The organism is Methylobacterium sp. WL6 (genome assembly GCF_008040095.1).
Taxonomy (GTDB): Bacteria; Pseudomonadota; Alphaproteobacteria; order Rhizobiales; family Beijerinckiaceae; genus Methylobacterium.
In genome coordinates this window covers 1-5437 of sequence record NZ_VRVH01000295.1, presented here as the reverse complement: position 1 = coordinate 5437, position 5437 = coordinate 1, and the positions used below count along the sequence as shown (strand labels likewise).

6 protein-coding genes are annotated in these 5437 nt (G+C 74.3%); all 6 read right to left on the bottom strand.

Translation table 11 applies throughout. The annotated features are described in order from the left end of the window. Window positions 1–435 (bottom strand): phosphonate metabolism protein/1,5-bisphosphokinase (PRPP-forming) PhnN (gene phnN / locus FV230_RS23915; RefSeq protein WP_187275600.1); only part of this gene is annotated, 435 nt, incomplete at its 3' end. Continuing rightward, window positions 435–1577, bottom strand: a complete 1143-nt coding sequence (locus tag FV230_RS23910) for an alpha-D-ribose 1-methylphosphonate 5-triphosphate diphosphatase (RefSeq protein WP_147729705.1) — start codon at window positions 1575–1577, stop codon at window positions 435–437. The genes FV230_RS23910 and phnN, both read right to left, overlap by 1 nt. Window positions 1578–1624: 47 nt before the next feature. Then, window positions 1625–2332: a phosphonate C-P lyase system protein PhnL gene (gene phnL, locus FV230_RS23905; RefSeq protein WP_147844172.1), complete on the bottom strand. Its 708-nt coding sequence runs from the start codon at window positions 2330–2332 to the stop codon at window positions 1625–1627. Further along, window positions 2329–3102: a phosphonate C-P lyase system protein PhnK gene (gene phnK, locus FV230_RS23900; RefSeq protein ID WP_147844171.1), complete on the bottom strand. Its 774-nt coding sequence runs from the start codon at window positions 3100–3102 to the stop codon at window positions 2329–2331. The genes phnL and phnK overlap by 4 nt, the downstream gene beginning before the upstream one ends. After that, on the bottom strand, window positions 3099–4190 hold the full coding sequence (locus FV230_RS23895) for an alpha-D-ribose 1-methylphosphonate 5-phosphate C-P-lyase PhnJ (RefSeq protein ID WP_246694975.1): 1092 nt from the start codon (window positions 4188–4190) through the stop codon (window positions 3099–3101). The genes phnK and FV230_RS23895 overlap by 4 nt, the downstream gene beginning before the upstream one ends. Further along, window positions 4187–5308 (bottom strand): carbon-phosphorus lyase complex subunit PhnI, encoded by a 1122-nt coding sequence (locus FV230_RS23890; RefSeq protein ID WP_147844170.1) that lies wholly within the window; start codon window positions 5306–5308, stop codon window positions 4187–4189. The genes FV230_RS23895 and FV230_RS23890 overlap by 4 nt, the downstream gene beginning before the upstream one ends. Window positions 5309–5437: the final 129 nt, after the last annotated feature.

Sequence of the window (5437 nt, the reverse complement as noted above, 5' to 3'; positions counted from 1 at the left end):
GGCCAGGCGCGCGGCGAGGTCGCCGTCCTCGGGGCGGCCGCGGGCGGCAAGCCGTGCGGCCAGGATCTCGGGGGCGGCCGTGATCGCCACGACATGCACGCCGGGGAGCGTCCGGCGCGCCGCCTCGATCACCCGGCGCGAGACGTTGCACACCACGACCCGCCCCTGCTCGGCCTCGGTCAGCGCCTCGGCCGGGATCGCGTAGCCGAGGCCGTGCGCGCGCCAATGCAGGGGAAACGCGCCGGCCGCGGCGGCGCGGGAAAACTCCGCCTCGGCGATCTCGGCGTTGTCCTCGTGTGCCGAGGGCGGCCGGGTCACCAGGCGGCGCGGGAAGACGAAGCGCGGGTCGCCGGCCAGCTGCGCCCGCGCTGCGGCGATCACCGTGTCCTTGCCGGCCCCGCTCGGGCCGACCACGAGGACGAAGCCGCCCGCCATCACACCACCCGCGCGCCGGCGCGCCAGACCTCGCGGACGACGGGCACCCCTTGCGCCGTCCGCACGCGGACGAGGTCGGCGCGCAGGCCGGGCGCGATCCGGCCGCGGTCGTCGAGGCCGGTGGCGCGGGCCGGGTTGGCGGTGACGGTGGCGATGGCGGCGGCCAGGTCGATGCCGGGCACGCGCTCGGGCAGCTGGAACGCCGCCATCAGCAGGCTCGCCGGCACGTAGTCGGAGGACAGGATGCTGAGCAGGCCGGCCTCGGCGAGAGCGTGCGCCGCCACGTTGCCGGAATGCGAGCCGCCGCGGATCAGGTTGGGCGCGCCCATCATCACGGTGATGCCGGCCGCGTGCGAAGCCTCGGCCGCCTCGCGGGTGGTCGGGAACTCGGCGAGCGCGACCGCTTCGGCCCGCGACTGGGCGACGTCGGCCAGCGTCGTGTCGTCGTGGCTCGCCAGCGGGATGCCCTGCTCCCGGGCCAGCGCCACGAGGATCGGGCGGTTGCGGGCGTTGAGCGCGGCGCCGTCGCGGATCTTGCGCTCGGTGCCGGCCCGGATCGCCTCGATCGGCCGGCCGCCGCGGCCGGCATATTGATAATACTTCGCCATGTCGCGGAACTGCCGCTGCCCCGGCGTGTGATCCATCAGCGAGATCAGGCCGACGGGATGACGCCGGACGAAGGCGCGGACGGTGTCGATCACGTCGGCCGACGGGATCTCGCAGCGCAGATGCGTCCGGTGCTCGGCCCGGAACAGGTCGGCGGCGCGCGCGTCGGCGATGGCCTGCGCCAGCGCGTCGAGCTCGGAGCCGAGGCCGCTGCCGTCCGGGTCGGTGCCGGCGCGCAGCGAATCGAACACGGTGGTGATCCCCGAGGCGGCGATCTGCGCATCGTAGGCGAGCACGGCGCCCAGCGGATGCCAGCGCACGCCGGGGCGCGGCGCGTAGTGGCTTTCCAGGTGGTCGGTGTGCAGCTCGACCAGGCCGGGGACGAGGTGGTCGCCGCGGAGGTCCCGGCCGCGCTCCGGCGCCCGGCCCGCGCCGTGCTCGGCGATGCGGCCGTCCACGATCGCGAGCCAGCCGTCGACGACGCGGTCGGCCAGGACAAGGCGCGCGTTCTCGAGGATCTCGACCCGGTCCGCCATCGCTCCGCCGTCTCCGCTCATGCCGCGCCCGTTCATGCCCCGCCCGCTCATGCCGCGATCGGCGCGCGGAAATCCGCCACGTCCACGATCCGCGTCGCCACCGCCTCGCGTACGTCGGCGTTGTGGAAGATGCCGAGGATGCCCGCGCCCGCCGCCCGCTTCTCGCGGATCAGCGCGATCACGACGTCGCGGTTGCGGGCATCGAGCGAGGCGGTCGGCTCGTCCATCAGCACGAGGGGCCGGTCGGCGATCAACCCACGGGCGATGTTCACCCGCTGCTGCTCGCCGCCCGAGAAGGTGGCCGGCGGCAGGTCCCATAGGCGCTCGGGCAGGTCGAGGCGCGCGAGCAGCGCCGCGGCGCGCGCGCGCGCCACATCGGCGGCGAGGCCGCCCTCGATGCCCGCCGCCTCGACGATCGCGCGGGCGCCGACGCGGGGGATCACGCGCAGGAACTGCGAGACGTAGGCGACGACGTGCCGGCGCAGGGCCAGGATCGCACGCGGCTCGGCCGTGGCGACGTCCACCGTGCGGGCTCCGTCCCAGATCCGGATCGCGCCGTGCTCGCAGCGGTAATTGCCGTAGGCCATCTTCAGGAGCGAGGATTTCCCGGTGCCGGACGCGCCGCCGAGCACCACGCACTCGCCCGCCGCGACGGCGAGGCTCGCGCCCGCGATCACCGGCAGCACCGTGCCGCCGCGCAGATGCAGGGTGAAGCGCTTGCCCACGTCCTCGAAGGCGATCAGCGGCGGGGTCATGCGGTGAGCACCGAGGAGACGAGGAGCTGGGTGTAGGCGGCCTGCGGGTCGTCGAGGACCTGATCGGTCAGCCCGGTCTCGATCACCCGGCCGTGGCGCATCACCAGCACCCGGTGCGAGAGCAGGCGGGCGACGGCGAGGTCGTGGGTGACGATGATCACTGCGAGCCCGAGCTCGGCCACGAGCCCGCGGACCATGTCGAGCAGGCGCGCCTGCACCGAGACGTCGAGGCCCGAGGTCGGCTCGTCCATCAGCACGAGGCGGGGGCTCGTCACGAGGTTGCGGGCGATCTGCAGGCGCTGGCGCATGCCGCCGGAGAACCGCGTCGGCGGGTCGTCGATCCGGTCTGCGGCGATCTCGACGCGGCCGAGCCAGTCGAGGGCGGTGGCGCGGATGCGGCCGTAATGGCGCTCGCCGACGCCCATCAGCCGCTCGCCGACGTTGCCGCCGGCCGAGACCGCCATGCGCAGGCCCTGCGACGCGTCCTGGCGCACGAAGCCCCAGTCGGTGCGCATCAGCGCCCGGCGCTCGGCCGCGCTCAAGGTCGCGAGGTCGCGGCTGGCGCCGTCGCGCATCCGGTAGGCGACCGAGCCCGCATCCGCCGCGACCTCGCCGGCGACCAGGCCGAGCAGGGTCGACTTGCCGGAGCCGGATTCGCCGACCACCGCCAGCACCTCGCCCGCCTCCAAAGTGAAGCCGACGCCGTCGCAGGCCGTGCGCGCGCCGTAGCGCTTGGTCAGGCCGGAGACCGTGAGCAGGGGGGCGGTCATGATCGTTCCTCCGCTCCGTTCTTCCCTCCCCCCGGCAGATCTCGGGCTTGCCCGAGATCCGCACCTGGTGTGCCCAAGTCGGGCAGGCCCAACTTGGGTGCGGGGGAGGGTGGGCCTCGCGTGAGCGAGGGTCGGGAGAGGGGAGCGACAGTGCCGGATACCGCGCTCCCCTCTCCCGACCCGCTCCGCGGCTCCCCCTCCTCCGCAGAGGGGGGAGGGGGAGCCGCCGGCCCGAACCCGCACCGGCGCCGGTCCTCGCAATGATCGGTGTCGGAGCAGACGAACATCCGCCCGCCGGCATCGTCGAGGACGACCTCGTCAAGGTAGGCGTCGTCCGCCCCGCACAGGGCGCAGGGGCGGTCGAAGCGTTGGATTTGGAAGGGATGGTCCTCGAAGTCGAGGCTGCGCACCCGCGTGTAGGGCGGCACCGCGTAGATGCGCTTCTCGCGGCCGGCGCCGAAGAGCTGCAGGGCGGGGCAGTCGTCCATCTTCGGGTTGTCGAACTTCGGCGTCGGCGACGGGTCCATGACGTAGCGGCCCGCGACCTCGACGGGGTAGGCGTAGGTGGTGGCGATGTGGCCGTGGCGGGCGATGTCCTCGTAGAGCTTGACGTGCATCGGCCCGTACTCGGCGAGCGCGTGGAGCTGGCGCGTCTCGGTCTCGCGCGGCTCGAGGAAGCGCAGGGGCTCCGGGATCGGCACTTGGTAGACCAGGATCTGGCCCTCCCTCAGCGGCGCCTCCGGGATGCGGTGGCGGGTCTGGATCACCGTGGCCTTCACCGTCCGCGTGGTGGTGGCGATGCCGGCGGTGGCCGAGAAGAAGCGCCGGATCGAGACCGCGTTCGTGGTGTCGTCGGCGCCCTGGTCGATCACCTTGAGCACGTCGGACGCCCCCAGGATCGCGGCGGTGACCTGGACCCCGCCGGTGCCCCAGCCGTAGGGCATCGGCATCTCGCGGGCGGCGAAGGGCACCTGGTAGCCGGGGATCGCGATCGCCTTGAGGATCGCCCGGCGGATCATCCGCTTGGTGCCCTCGTCGAGGTAGGCGAAGTTGTAGCCGGTCTCCGGCCGCGCGGCGGGCGTGCTCATTCGGCGGCCTCCCGAAGCGCTTCGTCCGGCCCGGACTCTCCCGTCCGCGCGGCGGCGTGCTCGGCGCGCAGGCGGCGCAGCAGCTCCAGCTCGGCCTGGAAGTCGACGTAGTGCGGCAGCTTGAGGTGCTCGACGAAGCCCGTCGCCTGCAGGCTGTCGCAATGGGCGAGCACGAATTCCTGGTCCTGCGCCGGGGCGACCAGCGCCTCGCCGAGCTCGGCCGCGCGCAGCGACCGGTCGACCAGGGCCATCGCCATCGCCTTGCGCTCGCCCTGGCCGAAGACGAGCCCGTAGCCGCGGGTGAACCGGGGCGGGACGTCGCCGCCGCCGTGGAACTGGGCGAGCATCTGGCACTCGGTCATCGCCACGGCGCCGAGCTGCACCGGGAAGCCGAGCTCCTCGGGGACGAGCTCCAGCGCCACGGTGCCGAAGCGGACCTCGCCGACGAAGGGATGGGTGCGGCCGTAGCCGCGCTGCGTCGAGTAGGCCAGCGCCAGCACGAAGCCCTCGTCGCCCCGCGCCAGCGTCTGCAGCCGGACCGCACGGTCGGCCGGGTAGTCGACCGGCTCGCGGGTCAGGTCGCCGACGGGGGCGCCCTCGTCCCGGGGCGACGGCTCGATCAGGCCGGCCTCGCCGAGCAGGTCGGTCACGCGCGGGCAGGCGGCCGCGTCCGCGCCGGGCTCGGCCTCCGCGCCGGGCTCGGGCGCCATGCCCTCGGCGAGCGAGAAGTCGATCAGGCGATGGGTGTAGTCGAAGGTCGGGCCGAGCACCTGCCCGCCGGGCAGGTCCTTGAAGGTCGCCGAGACCCGGCGCGACACCGCCATCGCCCCGGTCTCCACCGGCAGGGTGGCGCCGAAGCGCGGCAGGGTGGTGCGGTAGGCGCGGACCAGGAACACCGCCTCGACGACGTCGCCGCGGGCCTGCTTGAGGGCGAGCGCGGCCAGATCCGGATCGTGGAGCGAGCCCTCGGTCATCACCCGGTCGACCAGCAGCCGCATCTGCTCGCGGATCTGCGCCACGGTGAGGTCGGGCACCGACGGGTCGCCCCGGCGCGTCTCGGCGAGCAGCCGGTGGGCGTTGTCGATCGCGGCCTCGCCGCCCTTCACCGCCACGTACATCGGTCTACGCCTCCGAAGGGACGGGCGAAGGGGCGGGCGAAGGGACGGGCCGCGACGAGCGCGGCAGCCCGGCGACGACGCCCGGCGCGGTGAGCACGAGGTCGAGCCCGCGCGGGAAGGCGGCGTGGT